Origin of the sequence: Vibrio rotiferianus CAIM 577 = LMG 21460 (assembly GCF_002741985.1) — a bacterium.
Lineage (GTDB): Bacteria > Pseudomonadota > Gammaproteobacteria > Enterobacterales > Vibrionaceae > Vibrio > Vibrio rotiferianus.
In genome coordinates, this window is the sequence record NZ_APHW01000015.1 from 43,959 (window position 1) to 61,494 (window position 17,536).

Sequence of the window (17,536 nt, forward strand, 5' to 3'; positions counted from 1 at the left end):
TAAGCTTATTGAGACTTGAGTCAATAATGACGTTAATTCCCATACGTAAACCAAGGACAATGATTGGTCATTTTGCCGCCATTCGATTTAGTAACGTTATAATTTGCTAGCCAAATCAATAACCACTTCAAATTATTAGTATTTACGGTTGACTATCATATTTAAATCAACATGATTGATACTAAGAGTTTCGAAATTTCAGTCTGTTGCATTATTTTTAGATTTGTTTGCGTAAACGCAATGACACATTAGATTGATAATTATATAACTACTATTTAAAGCACGTAGAGTTAAAGGATAAACTCACTAATCATGTTGATTCGATTGTTCTCCCTAGATCATCACGCCGAGATAGCATTTTCTACAAGAGCGATAGCTAATGACAAGTAACGTTGAGCCTACGGTAACAGAGCAAGACCGGGATTTTCTTAAGATTGTAGAAGAAAAGTTCATCCATATTTTTGATGTCTTTAATGAAGGCTTATTTTATATGGACGAAAATGGAGCAATGGTTTTTTACAATCAAAAATTCTATGAGCAGTTCGGTATTAACGCCGGACGGATCAACCTCGACAGCTGGTTAGAGTTAGTGCATCCACTAGATCGAGAGCGCTTATCTACTCGCGTCGATGCGCACATCATTACCAACAATACTCGCGTCGCTACCACTTATCGCCTCCGCAAACCGAACGGGCAATATGTCTGGATCGAGGGTGTAGCCATGACCAAAGAAAGCGAGTATGGCTTATACATGGTCGGAAGCCATAGGGATATCTCTGAAAGAAAACTGATGGAGAGCTACATCCATCAAGTGGCGTTTCATGATAGTGCATCAGGAATCGCAAATCGCAGTAAGCTACTCCTAGACATAAAGGAACATAAACAAGCGAACTATGACCAAGCATCTCTGGTTTATATTCGTATCGAAGACATCAAATCCTTTATCAATCACTACGGTAATGACCTAGTGGAAGACTTGGTTGATAAACTGTTGGAGACGCTAAATCAACTCCCTCAATCAATCAGTGACGTGTATCGGATCCATGACGACGATTTTGCTATCCTCATCCACGAAGCATACGCACTCGAAGAGCTAATGGAGTTTGTAAAAACCATCAAGCAGCATTACCACCAAGCGATGCGTGAAGATGGAAAATTACTTGGTAGTAATATCAGTATTGGCTTATACCCTACCTTTGATCTTGATCTTTCGGCGGAAGAAATCATTCACAAAGCAGCGCGCACCTGCCAATACGCTTGTGAAAAAAAAGAGGATCATATTGCGGTATACAGCCAGAAAACCCAACAGGCTGTTGATAGATACTTCTTCATCGAGCAAGGCTTAAAAACCGCACTCGACAACCATACTCTCAGCGTTAAGTTTCAACCTATTATTTGTGCTAAAAAAACAAAGATAGTCAGCTTTGAAGCCTTGGTCCGCTGGCGAAGCGAAGAATTTGGCGAAATTTACCCTGACGAATTTATTCCAGTTGCCGAAAACAAAGGCCTTATCGTTGAACTTGGTTACCAAGTTTTCGCCAAAGCTTGTGCCTTTATTAAAGAGTATAGAGAGCGCTATCAAACCCAGACTCGTGTTAATGTGAACGTCTCAGTTCTGCAGTTACTGAATAGTGATTTCCCCGCGACCATAAAAGCAATGGCCGATGAGGCTGGAGTTCAACCAAACTCTATCGTATTGGAACTGACAGAAACCTTTATCTTAGACAGTAACCAAGCCGCAATTGAACCACTAAACGCGTTAAGTGAGATTGGTTTTGCGCTTTCTCTCGATGACTTTGGTGCTGGCTATAGCTCTCTCAATTGCTTCTTTGATTTACCAATGACGCAAATAAAAATCGATAAGAGCATGGCTTGGAAAACTCTGACGAATCACTCTTCTCGGGAGTACTTGAAGTTCTTAATCGCCATGTGCCAAGAAAATGAAATAGAAGTCGTCATTGAAGGTATTGAAGATGCCAAAATGAATGTGTTTTTCTCAGAACTAGGTGTTGATTACCTTCAGGACTACTGGTTCTCTAAACCGCTATCTGTCGCGAGTGCTAGCCGATACACCCTAGTTCAGTCGTAGTTCCACTCATTTTCAGTGCTTGTAACAAAAAGTTCACCCAACCGCGCCTCATCCTATGGAATCCTGTGACGCGATTGGTTTGCTTTTTGGATAAAGGACTTCTAAGGAAGAATGCTACTTCATTACAACAGACTCACGAATGCTTCGATCAATATTGAAATTCGGAGTCTGCTCTTAGTACTAGCCATCATTTTTATTATTAACACGCCGATTAGCTATATTAAGCGAGAGAAAATTGAGGATCATGCACAACAAGTAGATGCGGCATATGAATCATATAAACTTCGTAAGAACTTGATTAGCAGCTACTTAAACTTATCGCATACCATTATTGCTAGCCACTATTTCGGTAATCCCATTCCTTTCGAGAACACTGTTCAACAGTTGCTCGCTGAACAATCACTGTTCAAGAGTATTCGGATAATATCAAATGAGCCTAGTCATCAATTTGCTAACAGTGAAATACCACCTTCTTATAATCACTTCTATAAAAGCCCTTTAAACGCTCAGCATACACAAACTGTTTTCTTCCCCAAAAAAGGCCTTGTCACCAAAATCGCTCCGATTTACCTGGAAAAGAAGCATACGGGCTACCTGCTTATCGATGTAAACGTGAGTGAGATGGTTGCAAACTTCCGTCACAACACAATTTTAATGAATGAAGATGGTTTTGTGTACGGTAGTAGTCATCCCAACATCGCTGCCTTCGATGGCTTAAAAGGGGAATATCAAAGTATTGTCGAGCAACTTTCAAGAACAAGGAGAGAAGCAGGAACGATGAACCTTGGCGAGTTCACCATGGTTTATAAAAAGGCAGAGCCACTGGGCGAGAAAAAAACGTTCGTCATTCTACTCGTTAATTCAGACACCTTAACCCCAAATTATTTTTACGCATTCTTGTTCCTTGGAGCATTCGCGATAGGTATCTCGTACTACTTATATCTTGTTCGACACGACAAACGTGAGCTAAGCAAGATCACTTATCAAGACGAGCTGTCAGGCTTATATAACCGTCATTACCTCAAGAAAGTTCAGAAACAAACCCTAAAAGAGAATGCTTACTTCGTTGGGATGATTGACATAGACCATTTCAAATTAGTCAATGATACCTATGGACATGATATTGGTGACCAAGTAATTAAACGTGTATCTGCAATGATAAAGAGTAGGATTCGAATCAGTGATTACGCTTTTAGAGTGGGAGGTGAAGAGTTTGTGGTGGTGATAAAAACTGACTCGAAAGAAGTTGCTCACTCCATATTTGAACGAATCAGAAAAGACATTGCGAATACAAATACAGTACCAAAAGTAACGGTTTCTTGTGGCGTTAGCCCAGTAGAGCATTGCCTCCAGCAATCCATTAAATCTGCAGACGCCCTACTATACTTAGCCAAAAACAACGGTAGAAACCAAGTGAAAGATGCCGCTTAGCATCCATCACTCGAACCAACGAATCTACCTGAGAGTGATGACTATCTTAGTTTTTCAAACACAACACTTTGATCTAGATATTCGTGATATTGACTGTAGTCTAGACCCATATCGAATACATAACGCGTCACCAAATTACGCACACATTCAATGAGTTGTTCAGCCTGCCATGGTTTTTCAAAATAGCGATCTATGCCTGCCGAGTTAATCGCGTTTATGGTATCCGTATGAGTTGCCTGACCAGTGAGTAATACTTTGCGAGTGTGAACAAATCGAGAATCCTTGGATACCTCAGTGAGTAGCTCGACGCCAGTCTTACCCGGCATAACATGATCAGAAATCAGCAATGCAACCATTTCTCCTTCTGCATCAAGTTCGTCCATAAGCTCTAAAACTTCATCTGCTGATTCACAATCTTCAATGTTTAGCCATGTTGTCAGTGGCTGCAAATCTTGTAGGACAGCACTTAAAACCTCACGTTGGTCATCCACGCAAATCAAATTAAGCTTTTCCATGTTCTTCCTCTACAGGTAGTTTGATTCTAAATATGGTGATTTCTTTGTCGCTCTTAACCGCTACCGAACCGTTATAGCCAGCGATGATCCGTTTCACTATTGACAGGCCTAAGCCCAGTCCAAACGATAAGCCCCCCCTTTTTGGTGGTAAAGTTTGGCTGGAAGATCTTTCGTCTTGTGGCCTCACTGATTTCAGGGCCATTATTTGCAATCGTGACCAGAATACGGTTTTTATTGACTCTGGTTTGTATATCAATTTCCGGAGATTCAGTATCTCTAAGTGCGTCACAAGCATTCTTTAAAATATTGACCCAAATCTGCACTAACTCCGTCTGCGAGCCAACAAATACTGGTAGCTCTGCAGGGCTAAACTTTACTTTCACTCGCCTCAAATCACTTTGTAACAAAGCAAGCGCTCGGTTTATAGAATCATTAATACTCAGAGCCTCATCAAGGTCAATATCAGTTCGACCTAGTTGCTTAACAGACTTAACAATCCCAACGGTGTGCTTGGAAGCCAATCTTAGATCATGAAGATCCCTTCCCATTTGCCAGAAACGAATCGCTTCTTCAGGTCGTTTAAGCCAGTGTTCGTTCAAATAGTCGGTTGGAACAGCACGGGCCAAGTCTCTTGCCAGATCTTTTGGTAAAGCGTACTGCTTTTCAAAATGTCTGCCGCGAGTTCGGGCTTCACTTGACGTCACTCTTTGCCCTTGCATCAAGCCATAATCAAAAAACTGACTCGCTTCAGGATGGATCTCTTCCAGTAGTTCCATAATCACCGTTTCTAAGCGTTCAGACTTACTACTCACTACACCAATTGCGTTATTGAGCTCATGAGCAATGCCTGCTGCCAATTGACCTAACGTAGTCATTTGTTCCGCAGTATGAAGTTTCTGTAACGCTTTCTCTTTTTCAAGAGCTTCTTGTGTCGCTCGTCGTTGGCGACGTGAAAGTTCATTAACGATCACCGGCATAAATTGCGCAGTTAATGGCCCAAACTCCTCTTCAGCAACAACCGGGGTATGCCGTTCAATCCAAGCAAGCTCAACGTCTGATTGCGCAATCACTGTTGACGAAGCTGTCCAAGTACCAGAGAAGAAGCTATGAACACCAATAAATGCCCCAACTGACGCTGAAAACACCTGAGTCTGACTCTTACCATCTTCGGAATAAAAACCAGCGAGTTCTCCAGAAAGTACGTAGTAAAGCCTCTCGTTGTAGCCCTCTTGCTCAATCAATATAGAGCCGGATGCCACCGTTATTCGTCGCTCTATATCACTAAAGTAACGCTCTACTAGAGCATCTAGTTTACTCTCGTACATGAATTACCCGATATGACCCACAGTATGGAGGACCCACACCATTAAGAAACTCAGTAGCACACCAACAACACCCAAAACCACACCAACTCTTGCCATTTGGTTACTCTGAACATGACCAGTTGCGTGCGCTAATGCGTTCGGAGGTGTACTGATTGGCAAAGACATACCTAACGATGCCGCAAAAGTGACGACAAGAATCAACGTAACTTCGCCACCTAATGGTGTCAGTGACGCCATTGAAGTGCCAAGCGCAGCCATAATCGGCATTAACAAGTTTGCCGTGGCAGTGTGAGACATAAAGTTCGCCATCAACAAACATAGGAATGCTGCCCCAAAGAGCACAACGTAAGGAGAGAACTCATCGAATGGGATGCTATGAACAACCAGTCGTGCTAAGCCAGTTTTATCAAGCGCTAACCCTAATGCGATACCACCAGACACAAGCCAAAGCACATCCCAAGATATTTTTTTCAAATCTTCTTTATTGATGATTCCCGTCAGAGAGAAAACAGCTACTGGAATCAATGCAACAGTATATGAGTTCATGCCATGAGCCGACCCCATCAACCAAAGCAAAATCGTACCCGCGAAAGTGATGTACACAATCATCGCCTTTGGCGTCTTTAGGAACTTACTCTTGATATTCAAGTCGATTGTTGTTTGTTCCGCTTTGTACATAAAGCCGATCAGGAACCAGGCTAGCGCCATCATAATCACAACAAACGGTACACCAAAAACCATCCACTCCCCGAACGTAATCAAGTTGTCTCCAACGAGATATTTCAAAGCAATCGCATTTGGAGGGGTACCAATCGGAGTGCCGATACCACCAATGTTAGCAGCGACAGGAATGCAGAGTGCGAATGCAATGCGCCCTGGATCCTTGGGGCCAAATACTGCAATGACCGGAGTTAAGATTGAGAGCATCATCGCTGTCGTGGCTGTGTTCGACATAAACATTGAGAACACTGCGGTAATGAGCATTAACCCTAGCATGACGTACTTGGGGTTCTGACCAAATGGCTTTAGTAACACGCGCGCTAAGTTGACATCCAGTCGATATTTAGTCGCTGCCATCGCAAGGAAGAAACCACCTAAAAATAGCATGATGATTGGGCTAGCAAACGTCGCCATGATTTCATTGTATTGCAACAATTGACCAAAGTGATCCTGCCCTTCATTTAGCCGAAAGAACACCAGTCCTTTGTTGGACACCAACAGTAGCTCCAACACGATAATGACGACGGAAGTGGCGTAAATAGGAATCGGCTCGAATACCCAACATAGTGCAGCCAACAAGAAAATGGCGATAACTCGTTGCTGGACGATAGTAATACCTTCAAACGGAAATGCCGAGAGAGGCAAAAGTAAAATGATTAACGGAATGACCGTTGGGACGATGTATTTTAGATAAGGGCGCATATACTACTTCTCTTCCTGAGATGATTAGCCTTTCGAATACAGGCGGAGTTCGAACAGTAGAGTGACAGCTCTAAACAATCCGAACAGAAATTATGCGCATTACTTGAGGTGCAAGAATTAGTTTTAGATCAATGAAAAATGATTCATAACCAAAAAGTTATCTTATCTGTGTTCAAGCTCACTAAAAGTACGCAAAGCGATAAGCAAACCATTTTCGTAAAGGAAGATACCCAAGTAACCTCAAAATACTGGTTCTAACCTCGGATGCATCAGGCAATAAAAAGCCCAGAACAATGTCTGGGCAGTTGAATCAGATAGCGGTTGCTAAACGTGGTTTGTACAAACAGTGTTCACCATCAGGACGCGTTTTAAAACGACGGTGAAGCCACATGTATTGGCTCGGACTCGCCATGATCGACTTCTCGACTATCTTATTGACGAACATTGCCGCTTGATCTGGTTCATTCTTTGGAAAACCTTCAACAGGAGCACTGATCGTTAGCGTATAGTGACCATCACTTTCTCTAACCATAGTGAAGGGAACGATCGCGCAATCGGTAGCATCCACCAGCAAACTCGTACCGGTTGTAGTACATGCTCGTTTTACTGCAAATAACGGAGCAAAAGTAGAGCGACGAGTTCCGTAATCATGATCCGGGGCATACCATACACGCTCCCCAGAATTTAGAGCCTCTAGCATCCCTTTCACATTCTTTCGGTCGATTAACGTTCGGTTAGAGCGAGAACGCCCCTTGTATTGAAAATAATCAAAGCACGGGTTGTTATTTGGTCGGTAAACACCTGTCCCCGACTTTTTGATCCCAAATGCACGCGCACCGAGTTCCAAGTTCATAGAATGTACGGCCAACATCAGCGCACCTCTTCCCTGCTTTTCAAGCGCCTCTATGTGCTCCATTCCTTTAATAGAGACATGGCTGTTGACTCTAGAGTCTGACCAAAACCAGGCCATCGCGGTTTCAAAAAGTGCAATACCAGTATTGTCTATGTTGTCTTTTAGTATTGCCGCACGCTCTGCTTCGCTCATAGAAGGAAAGCACAGCTCAAGATTACGTTTAATGGTCAGTTGGCGTTTTTTCATTAACCGCATAGCTAGACGACCAACACCTCTACCTAACGCTAACTGAACTTTAAATGGAAGTAAGCTCAATAAGTACATGATGCCAATGATAAGCAACGTTCCCCAATAACTTGGAGCAAGAAAAGCAGCCTTAAACTCAGGCTTTTTGTATTTATTCATGAAAGTGTCGCAAGACATAAATGTCTAATAAGTAAACGTTAACAATGATAATTAGTCTGCTTTTTATCATTGGCTGAGCTTATATCAAAAATCAAAGCGCGCGGATTCTATGGTTCTTCGACTCACTACACAATAAAAATCTTTCTAATTTGAGTGGCTGACCGATTTACGCGACAAACTACACATAACTCACGCACATTATGAGCCTCCACCCACTATACCCAAGACCTATTATTCCCAAGTGACTTCAAGGTGCAGGATTCAGAGCGTTGTCATTGAGTCCTGTTTACCGAAAGTAAGCAAGGAAAACAACGCAGTGTAATAGCCAGCTCTTTCCAAGTTGTTTGACGCAGCCATTAGTTTAATAAAAATTCGAGTCAATGACACGCTCCCGAAGGGCACTCTTTACAAATAGTAAGGGCCTTGGCTTGTGTACTTTGTTGTCGATTCTTGATTTAGACCCACTAGACCTTTAAATCGCCGCCGCGTCTACAAACCAAGTCATTTTCGCTGAACCTAGCAACTCGAGGTTACTTGGGTATAGACATTGCTCAGTACAGCGAGTGGAGATGTGCTTTGTTTTCTATTCTTATCCGTGTAAAGTCTCGTTTTATTTGCCTTTAACGTTACTCATCTGTCGTAATTGGAATCATAATGAACATCGACACCCTCTTAGCCTTCGGTGGCATTGTCTTTTTCCTCGCTGTTATCCCTGGCCCAAATGCACTATTAATCCTGTTCACAGCACTTACACAAAGCCGTCGTTTTGCTGTTGCTAACATTCTCGGTGTCGCTCTGGGTTTTATGATTCATGCGTTTGTATCCGCAAAAGGTTTGAGCTTACTGCTTTCTCAATCCGCACTGGCGTTCAACGTTCTAAAATGGATGGGCGTCGCTTACTTGGTATGGTTGGGGATTAATAACTTAAAAAGCGGTCTCAAGCTGGCAGACCAAAAGTTAAAGCTCGAGCGTAAAATTGAAGAGCATACTCTTAAACAAGCCTTTGTGAAGGGGTTACTAACCAATCTTCTGAATCCGAAAATCGTTTTGTTCTATCTATCAATCTTCCCTCAGTTTGTGCAACCAGCACATATTCTTGAACAAAGCATGATATTAGGTGCACTTCAGGCAAGCATTGTCGCAAGCTGGTTTTTGTTTGTGATCTTCTTTGCTACCAAAGTGAAAACGCTGCTGACGTCGTCAAAAACCAGTAAGTGGCTGAACTACGTCAGTGGTGGGTTGTTTATCTTCTTCGGCATTGGTTTAGCCAACACTCGTTTTTAGAGCCTAATGGCAGACATAAAAAGCACGCCCGAGAGCGTGTTTTTTATTGCTTTTAAGTTAGCCAAAAATGGCAGCCAACACTAAGATTCCAACAAACAAGACCGCAACTAACCCTAGTAAATAAGAGAGCTTTCCGGAGCCCCCTTTTGGCGCTTGATTACAGCATCCCATCATATCCTCCACTTTCTAACATACTCTGATAGCTTTAAACCTAGGCCCTTACCCAAGGGGAGAGTCAAACGTTCATTCTCGCTGAACCTAGCATCTCGAGGTTACTTGGGTATAAACACTATTGTTAATATACAAATTTTGAATCAAAATTTCGTTTTCCAACCAGAGCAAACGTTTAAATTGATTACAAATAAGCCTCTGACACATCTATTCATTTTTGGGTAAATACATACCATTTTTAGCTATATACCCGCAGATTCTGGCAGCCCTACAATACGCACGTCTTACTTGTAGCACGCGTGTTCTCCTATTGAGGCACGAGGCTCAATCACTAAAGGTATCGAATGAGCAGTATCGCCAAATCCGCCGTCAAACTCAGTGTCTTTTCTGTCATCATGATTACGGTCACATCCGTCGACAGTATCAGGAACATTCCGGGTGCCGCCTTATTTGGTAGTCACGCCATCTCTTTTTTCCTATTGGCTGGTTTTTGCTTCTTTGTTCCTACGGCGTTGGTATGTGCAGAGCTCAGCACCACCTACCCTCAGCAAGGTGGCGTCTATTTGTGGGGTAAAGAGACCATAGGTCCTAATTTCGGTTTTACGACGGTATGGTATCAATACGCTGAGAATATCGTTTACTACCCTCCGCTCATCTCCTTTATTGTTGCGACGGGTGCGTATCCTTTCTTCCCGGAACTGGCGCAGAACAACATCTTCATGTTGATCATGATTAACGTGATTTTCTGGGCGCTTACCTTGGTGAATATCTTCGGTCTACGTTTGTCTTCACTTATCACTAACGTGTTCGGCACTTTGGGACTTATCTTTCCTATCCTGCTGATCATTGGTTTAGGCGGATACTGGGCGTACACCAATCCAAGTGAATCACATATCTCACTGCGCCATGCGTCAGATTGGTTACCAGACTTTTCTCAAGATGGTATTGGGGCGGGATTTACTGCTGTCGTACTATCATTGACTGGCCTTGAAATTACAACCTCTTACGCGAGTGAAGTCGATAATCCACAAAAGACCTATCCGAAAGCACTTATCGTATCAACAGTGCTGATTTTAGTTTCTCTAACAGCATGTTCACTATCAATTTCTTCCGTAGTATCGAGCGACCATTCAAGCTTGAGTGAAGGGGTCATTCTGGCGTTCAAAGCGTTCTTCGATGATTTGAACATGTCATTCATGCTGCCAGTTATCGCGCTTGCGATAGTCTTTGGTAGCTTAGCGAGTTTGAACAACTGGATCATTGCGCCAACTAAGAGCTTACACGTGGCAGCGAAAGACCACTTTATGCCAATGACATTAGCAAAAGAAAACAAGAACCAAGCGCCGGTGCCACTCCTGCTCTTACAAGGGGCAATTGTAAGCGTCCTTTCTTTGGTGTTTATCTTAGTGCCAAATGTTAACCAAGGCATGTGGCTACTAAACATCCTGATGACCCAACTCTACATGGTGATGTACATCTGCATCTTCGTCTGCTTCTTAGTGTCACGTCGCAAGCATTCAGATATTCAACGCCCATTTCGTGTTCCGGGAGGAAAAGTGGGAATGATGCTGGTGGCTGCACTCGGCTTAGTAAGCTGTTCTGTAACGATTTTTGTGTCGTTTGATGTCCCTGCTGGCATAAGTGCAGAAACTGGTGCATACGCATTGATTCTTGGCTTTATTGCGTTCAGCTTACCTGCCATTGCTGCCGTAATGTACCGTAACCGTCAGCGCCGCCGAGACACACAATTGATTGAAGCCGTAGCAAACTAGCCTAAATAAGCAACGATCAAAAAAAGCCAGACTGTGTCTGGCTTTTTTTATTTGGTAGTACGCTTACTCACCGGTATAAATACAACCTGCAGTACACGTCTCTTTAATTTCTACTTTGCTTAGTAGCGGTAAATTTGGCTTAAGCTGTTGCCAAATCCACTTAGAAAGGACTTCACTTGTTGGGTTTTCAAGACCTTCAATATCATTTAGGTAGTAATGGTCTAGGCGATCATAAATCGGTTTGAACGCAGCTTTAATTTCTGCAAAATCCACAACCCAACCAGTGTGCGGATCAACTTCACCTTCAACGTAAAGGCGAACAAGGAAAGAGTGTCCGTGTAAGCGACCACATTTGTGTCCTTCTGGTACATGAGGAAGGTGATGTGCAGCTTCAAACATGAACTCTTTGTATAGTTCGGTTCTCATTTTGGTTCTCGGGCTTTAAAAAGACACGCAATACTAAGTAATTCACCCACAAGTAACAAGTGTCGCTTCTGTTAATAAAAACAATGGTAGCCAAGCAATCGGTTAGCTGTGTCATTTTTATAAAGCAGGATGAAGTGTCGCAAATTTGGCACAGCGTCAATCATTTGATTACATGTTACTCACATCACATTTACATAACCACATTATGTTTATGGTCACAATCATTCGTCAGCCTCATCGCTATACCTTACATAAGCCTCTAAAATTGTGGCGTTTATTCCAATAACTTTATAAATATTATGCGCTCAACAATAACATTTAAGCTCCTAGTCGCGTTAATCGCAGTCTTTAGCTGCGTATTAGCTGTGTCTACCGGATACCAGTACTATCAACAAAAATCACTTATTAATGATGTACTGAGCGAACAACTGCATGACAAAGCAAGTAACTATTTTGACAGCCTAAATATGATGATGCTGACGGGCACAATGGTTCAAAAAGAAACATTGCGCCAAAAAGCCCTCGCTCAAGACGGAATCGAACAAGTTCGGGTCTTACGAGCGGACAGCGTGTCAAAGTTTTATGGCCCAGGCAAAGAGAACCAACTGCCACAAGATGATATCGACCGCCGAGCTTTAGCTGGTGAACTCGTTATTGAGCCGTTTACTGCGGAATGGGGTCAGGGAATGGTGGTGGCTTTGCCAATGAAGTCCAGTGAAAATTATCGCGGAACCAACTGTGTAGCCTGCCATATTACTCCTGAGGGTGAAGTGCTTGGTGCGATTCGTCTTGAGTACAACATGAATCATGTGAACTCAATGATCAACAAACAGGCCATGTTTGCGATTGGCATCATGTCCTCTATCGCCTTTATTGGCTTCCTCATTACCATGGGCCTAATCCGCAAAATTATCGTTCGCCCTATCCAAAAGATTTCACGCTTTATGTCTAACGTGAGCGCAAGTAAAGACCTATCGCAACGCTTGGAGCAGAAACAGAAGGATGAAATGGGGTTACTCTCACAATCTATCGACTCATTTATGGACACCGTTTCCGATAGTTTGGAAAGAGTACAAGATACCTCTCACTCACTTGCAGATTCCGCAAGCAAACTCACAAACGTTGCCCAATCAACCGATGAAGCCGCAGACAACCAGCAAGTAGAAACCAACGAAGTACAAAGCAACATCAATGACATGCTGGATCAACAAGCAAATGTAGAACAAGCGACAGTTGACGCCACTGGGTTAATCAATCATACGGTAGACGTTGCCACACAAAGTGCAACTCAGGCTCATGGCGTGAGTGAAGATATTAAAAATCTAGTCGGCGATATCGATCATGTAAGAGAGAAAATTTCGACGCTCAACCAACAAACTGAAGAAGTTTCCTCAATCCTTGACGTTATCAAAGGCGTGGCGGAACAAACTAACCTCCTTGCACTCAATGCGGCGATTGAAGCAGCACGTGCGGGAGAACAAGGACGTGGCTTTGCCGTTGTCGCGGATGAAGTGCGTAACTTGGCTTCAAGGACAACGGAAGCAACGACTAACATCGAAAATATTATAACTCAGTTCCAACAAGGCAGCTCAGAGTCACTTTCTTCTGTGGATGCGGTTTGTCATCACGCACACCAACGTTCCGTAGATGTCGAAGAGCTATCCAATGCGATGAGAAATGTTGTCAGCGAAATGCATCAAGTTCTTCAACATGCGCAGAATATTCAGCACCAGACACAAGCCACTTCTGAAGTAAGTAAACATATTCAAACTAAAGTCGATACCATAACCAAACACGCTAATGACACATCCGAGTCAGCGACTCTAACGCGAGACATCAGTGTGGATTTAGAACAATTGTCAGACCGACTAGAGCAATTACTTAACCAATTTTGCTTATCTGAAGAGAAAAGTGGACTCAAATGATAAAAATCTAGCCTTCAAAACAATATAAAGGTTGAAGCTGACGATTTGACAGGTAATATGTTCCGTTGAATCTAAAAAATTCTATCCAGCTCAATGCTTCGCTTGTTTTTTAAACAAATCCGTTTTAAGACAACTACTTTTGCGAGCGTTGAGTTGAATTTTTACCTCAATGGAGAATATTGAAAACATGACTTACGCGCCTGTATCAGACGTTTTGAAAGGTCAGCTAGCAGTAGACAGTGAAGTTACTGTTCGTGGCTGGATCCGTTCACGTCGTGATTCCAAAGCTGGAATCTCTTTCCTTGCCATTTACGACGGCTCTTGTTTCGACCCGATTCAGGCCGTGGTCCCTAATAATCTTAATAATTACGAAAACGAAGTGCTTAAGCTAACTACAGGCTGCTCTGTTGAAGTAACTGGTAAGATTGTTGAGTCTCCAGCGGCTGGTCAAGCATTCGAACTTGCTGCAACTGACGTTAAAGTTGTAGGTTGGGTTGAAGACGCTGACACTTACCCAATGGCAAAAACTCGTCACTCTATCGAGTACCTACGTGAAGTTGCGCACCTACGTCCGCGCACAAACGTAATCGGTGCGGTAGCACGTGTACGTAACTGTCTATCTCAAGCGATTCACCGCTTTTACCACGAGCAAGGTTACTTCTGGGTATCTGCACCACTAATTACAGCTTCTGACGCTGAAGGTGCTGGTGAAATGTTCCGCGTTTCTACGCTAGACATGGAAAACCTACCTCGCACAGACAAAGGTGATGTGGACTACAACGAAGACTTCTTCGGTAAAGAAACGTTCCTAACCGTATCTGGTCAGCTAAACGCTGAAGCTTATGCATGTGCACTAAGCAAGGTGTACACGTTTGGCCCTACTTTCCGTGCTGAAAACTCAAACACAAGCCGCCACCTAGCAGAATTCTGGATGGTTGAGCCTGAAGTGGCGTTTGCAGAACTGGATGACGTAGCGAAACTTGCTGAAGGCATGCTGAAATTCGTATTTAAAGCGGTTCTTGCAGAGTGTCGCGATGACCTTGAGTTCTTTGCTCAACGCATCGACAAAGAAGCAATCACTCGTCTAGAGCAGTTCGTATCTTCTGACTTTGCACAAGTAGACTACACTGACGCAATCCAGATCCTTCTTGATTCAGGTCGTGAATTCGAATTCCCAGTTGAATGGGGTATCGATATGTCTTCTGAGCACGAGCGTTTCCTTGCGGAAGAGCATTTCAAAGCGCCAGTAATCGTGAAGAACTACCCGAAAGACATCAAAGCATTCTACATGCGTGCTAACGATGACGGTAAGACGGTAGCTGCAATGGACGTACTAGCACCGGGCATCGGTGAGATCATCGGTGGTTCTCAGCGTGAAGAACGTCTAGAAATCCTGGACGAGCGTATGCGTGAAGTGGGTATCGACCCAGAACACATGAGCTGGTACCGTGACCTACGTAAATACGGCACAGTGCCACACGCAGGCTTTGGTCTAGGCTTTGAGCGTCTAGTATCCTACGTGACTGGTATGGGCAACGTACGTGACGTGATCCCGTTCCCACGTACACCTCGCTCTGCGAACTTCTAATCACTGCTGAGTGATAAAGAATTAAAAAAGACCTCCCTTGTGGAGGTCTTTTATTTTGTAGTAATTACGGTAAATATTGCACGTAATGCTTTGATTGTGCGCTTTTAACTATTGGCTCAACTTCACGCTCATGATACTTGCAGATTCTGTTACCTCCACATTGTCATTCTCATCGCTCATAACCGTGTGATGGTAGACACCACCAATCAAAACCGGCTTTTCGAGATCTTTCTGCTTAATAACCAACGACGTGTTAATCTGATTTGTTGCATGTTTAATCTTGCTTGCTTTAATCACCGAGACATCTAATAGGTAGTCGGGATGAAGCTTCTTCACCGTTCCCGATAAATCGATACGTTCTTTATCATTGTCTACATGAGCCTCAAAATGATCATCAGCTTGGATCTCAGCCGTCAGTTTAGATTGATCATAAATCAAAGTGACGGATTTAGGCTCAACGTCCTGATTAGCAGCGCAACCGAACGTGAACACAGATAACACAAGCAAGATTGAACTCTTCATTCACTTTATTCCTAATTTTAAGTGTGACTATTAAGGGTCGTTATCCTCGTCTTTATCTGCATGGGCGGCATACTTAACACCCAACACGCACAAACCAAACATAATAAAAGGGATAACTGCGGCGGTGTACTCAGTCCACGCCATATGAGAGAAAGACTTCGCCAAAATAAGATGTGCAAACACAAGTAAGAATGCACTAAAAATGGCAACGGCGATGAGCCTCAATTCGTGTTTTACCAACTGCTTTTTCATTGTCACTCCTCCTTATCGATGACTCTATGGAAGAGTGAAACACAACCTTTCTAAACCGTTCTGATACAGTTAGTCGGAAAAAAGATCAAACAGTTCCATTAGTGAAGCAAATCACCCAATTTACGAATGGCTTGCTCTACATTTTCATCTGCCGCTAACGAGGTATTAAGCCGCAGATAGTTTTCAAACTGTGCATCCAAAGAGAACAACTTGCCATGAGCAATGGTCACCTGTTCGGCAAGCAATGCTTGATAGAGCGTTTTACTACTGACACCTTTTGGCAGCGCTAACCAAAGAAAATACCCACCTTGCGGTAAATAAAAATTAACTTGCGCAGGAAGGTACTGTTCAAGAAGCTCAATAAATCGTTGTTGACGCCGCTGGAGCGTCTTGCGCAGCTTTCTTAGGTGATTATCGTAGCTATCGTTTTGAAGGTAATGTGCGACCCCCTGCTGAATAGGTGCACTACCTGACAAGGTCGACATCAGTTGCAGCTTTTGGATTGCTTCATTAAAACGCTTATTCACGACCCAGCCTAAGCGATAACCTGGGCACAGGCTTTTCGATAGTGATCCACAATGCAGCACACGATCTTGTGTATCAAAGCTTTTCAATGCCACTGGCTTGCTATCGGAAAAATACAGCTCAGCATAAACATCATCTTCTATCACATAGACATCGTGTTGATTCGCGAGCTCAACAACACGCTGTTTTTTCTGGGTAGAGAGAGAGGTTCCTGTTGGGTTATGAAAATTTGTCATCAGCCAGCAAGCTTTGATGTCGTGATTTTTAAATACTTCCGCTAGCTGCTCTAATGAATGACCATCCTCCGCATCAACAGACACTTCTATCGCGTTTAAGCCCAATCGCTCGATGGCTTGCAGTGCACCATAGAAGGTCGGGGATTCTACGACTACGGTATCGCCGGGTTGAGTGACAGCTTGTAGGCTAAGGTTAAGAGCCTCTAACGCACCAGAGGTGATCACAATATCATCATGAGTTAAACTCATGCCTTGCTGTATATAGCGCTGTGCAATCAAGCGACGAAGCGCTTCACTGCCGGGTGGAAGGTTATCTAATAAAGAATCCGGGGCCATTTTACGCCCAGAACTGGCAAGATTACGGTTTAACGCGTCCAATGGAAACAATGTCGGATCAGGAAATGCTGAGCCAAGCTTTATCGCCTCTGGTAACGCTTGATGCTTAAGAAAACCATACAACTCATCATTGACTGACACTCGCAGAACGCTGCTTTCTGAATTTGAAGCTTCTAATCGTTCGAGCTCGGCGGTAACAAAGTACCCTGATTGCGGCTTTGCCGTCACCCACCCTTGAGCTTCTAACAATTGATAAGCTTGCAATACAGTTCCGGCACTCACCGAATGGCTCTGGCTTGTTATGCGAACTGAGGGCAATTTCTCCCCTGCTCTCCATGTGTTCTGTTGGATCTGAGTTTTAAACAACTCTGCCAATTGTCGATAGCGATTCATAATTCCCTCTTAAGCACCCGAAATGGCAAGATAGCATAAATCATCCCAAAAATTCCTAACGCTTTG

13 protein-coding genes and 1 pseudogene are annotated in these 17,536 nt (G+C 43.3%); 6 read left to right on the plus strand and 8 right to left on the minus strand.

What is annotated here, in order from left to right:
- The first annotated feature begins 379 nt into the window (after positions 1-379).
- Both B853_RS07855 and B853_RS07860 read left to right on the plus strand, forming a co-directional pair.
- Positions 380-2,089, plus strand: coding sequence for a sensor domain-containing protein (locus tag B853_RS07855; protein ID WP_038887367.1), 1,710 nt, complete (start codon positions 380-382; stop codon positions 2,087-2,089).
- 111 nt (positions 2,090-2,200) lie between these two features.
- Positions 2,201-3,520, plus strand: coding sequence for a sensor domain-containing diguanylate cyclase (locus B853_RS07860; RefSeq protein WP_038887365.1), 1,320 nt, complete (start codon positions 2,201-2,203; stop codon positions 3,518-3,520).
- A 41-nt stretch (positions 3,521-3,561) separates the two neighbouring features.
- Here B853_RS07860 and B853_RS07865 read toward each other — a convergent pair whose 3' ends face one another.
- The 4 genes and pseudogenes from B853_RS07865 to B853_RS07880 form a co-directional block, all read right to left on the minus strand.
- Positions 3,562-4,035: a response regulator gene (locus B853_RS07865; RefSeq protein WP_038887363.1), complete on the minus strand. Its 474-nt coding sequence runs from the start codon at positions 4,033-4,035 to the stop codon at positions 3,562-3,564.
- Positions 4,022-5,360, minus strand: a pseudogene (locus tag B853_RS07870) (sensor histidine kinase). The gene B853_RS07865 and the pseudogene B853_RS07870 overlap by 14 nt, the downstream one beginning before the upstream one ends.
- Before the next feature lie 3 nt (positions 5,361-5,363).
- Positions 5,364-6,782 carry an SLC13 family permease gene (locus tag B853_RS07875; RefSeq protein ID WP_010447677.1) on the minus strand — a complete coding sequence of 473 codons (1,419 nt, stop codon included), beginning with the start codon at positions 6,780-6,782 and terminating at the stop codon, positions 5,364-5,366.
- Positions 6,783-7,092: 310 nt separating this feature from the next.
- The gene (locus B853_RS07880) at positions 7,093-8,040 is read right to left on the minus strand and encodes an LpxL/LpxP family Kdo(2)-lipid IV(A) lauroyl/palmitoleoyl acyltransferase (protein ID WP_038887378.1); all 948 of its coding nucleotides are present in this window, start codon (positions 8,038-8,040) and stop codon (positions 7,093-7,095) included.
- A 654-nt stretch (positions 8,041-8,694) separates the two neighbouring features.
- Here B853_RS07880 and B853_RS07885 point away from each other — a divergent pair.
- Together B853_RS07885 and B853_RS07890 are read left to right on the plus strand one after the other, a co-directional pair.
- Positions 8,695-9,324 carry a LysE family translocator gene (locus B853_RS07885; protein ID WP_038887359.1) on the plus strand — a complete coding sequence of 210 codons (630 nt, stop codon included), beginning with the start codon at positions 8,695-8,697 and terminating at the stop codon, positions 9,322-9,324.
- A 515-nt stretch (positions 9,325-9,839) separates the two neighbouring features.
- Entirely contained in the window at positions 9,840-11,267 is a 1,428-nt protein-coding gene (locus B853_RS07890; RefSeq protein ID WP_010447669.1) for an APC family permease, read from the plus strand.
- A 63-nt stretch (positions 11,268-11,330) separates the two neighbouring features.
- Here the strand turns inward: B853_RS07890 and queD are convergent, their stop codons facing one another.
- The gene (queD, locus tag B853_RS07895) at positions 11,331-11,693 is read right to left on the minus strand and encodes a 6-carboxytetrahydropterin synthase QueD (RefSeq protein WP_010447667.1); all 363 of its coding nucleotides are present in this window, start codon (positions 11,691-11,693) and stop codon (positions 11,331-11,333) included.
- A 299-nt stretch (positions 11,694-11,992) separates the two neighbouring features.
- Here queD and B853_RS07900 point away from each other — a divergent pair, with 299 nt between their 5' ends.
- Both B853_RS07900 and asnS read left to right on the plus strand, forming a co-directional pair.
- Positions 11,993-13,618 carry a methyl-accepting chemotaxis protein gene (locus B853_RS07900; protein WP_010447665.1) on the plus strand — a complete coding sequence of 542 codons (1,626 nt, stop codon included), beginning with the start codon at positions 11,993-11,995 and terminating at the stop codon, positions 13,616-13,618.
- 187 nt (positions 13,619-13,805) lie between these two features.
- On the plus strand, positions 13,806-15,206 hold the full coding sequence (gene asnS, locus B853_RS07905) for an asparagine--tRNA ligase (protein WP_038887357.1): 1,401 nt from the start codon (positions 13,806-13,808) through the stop codon (positions 15,204-15,206).
- Between the two features lie 108 nt (positions 15,207-15,314).
- Here the strand turns inward: asnS and B853_RS07910 are convergent, their stop codons facing one another.
- The 3 genes from B853_RS07910 to B853_RS07920 all read right to left on the minus strand — a co-directional run bounded on the left by B853_RS07910 (position 15,315) and on the right by B853_RS07920 (position 17,470).
- The gene (locus tag B853_RS07910; RefSeq protein WP_038887355.1) at positions 15,315-15,728 is read right to left on the minus strand and encodes a hypothetical protein; all 414 of its coding nucleotides are present in this window, start codon (positions 15,726-15,728) and stop codon (positions 15,315-15,317) included.
- A 30-nt stretch (positions 15,729-15,758) separates the two neighbouring features.
- The gene (locus tag B853_RS07915) at positions 15,759-15,980 is read right to left on the minus strand and encodes a hypothetical protein (RefSeq protein ID WP_010447660.1); all 222 of its coding nucleotides are present in this window, start codon (positions 15,978-15,980) and stop codon (positions 15,759-15,761) included.
- A 98-nt stretch (positions 15,981-16,078) separates the two neighbouring features.
- Positions 16,079-17,470, minus strand: a complete 1,392-nt coding sequence (locus tag B853_RS07920; RefSeq protein ID WP_038887353.1) for an aminotransferase-like domain-containing protein — start codon at positions 17,468-17,470, stop codon at positions 16,079-16,081.
- Between the last annotated feature and the right edge of the window lie 66 nt (positions 17,471-17,536).